We start from the raw sequence: 246 nt of genomic DNA, 5'->3' as shown, positions 1-246 counted from the left end.
TACACGACATTGGTACACCCAGTGATTTTCTTATATGGGGCTCTCAGCGCCGCCGTCGCCACCGCCACCGCCACCGCCACTACCACCGGCTGAGTCTGCAGTCCCGAGATCCCAGCCATCATGTCCATAGAGAAGATCTCGGCCCGGGAGATCCTGGACTCCCGCGGGAACCCCACAGTGGAGGTGGAACTCTCTACTGCCACACGTCATTTCCGGGCTGCAGTGCCCAGTGGAGCCTCTACGGGC

At 61.8% G+C, this 246-nt stretch carries 1 pseudogene; it reads left to right on the top strand.

The window, feature by feature from the left end:
* Positions 1-120 precede the first annotated feature (120 nt).
* Positions 121-246: pseudogene (locus SM753_RS21005) on the top strand (enolase); the annotation flags it as partial.

The sequence above is a fragment of the Halostella sp. PRR32 genome (genome assembly GCF_034808085.1).
Classification (GTDB): Archaea; Halobacteriota; Halobacteria; order Halobacteriales; family Natronoarchaeaceae; genus Halostella; species Halostella pelagica.
Note: the sequence above shows the minus strand (reverse complement) of the source record. Positions and strands in the feature narration are given on the sequence as shown.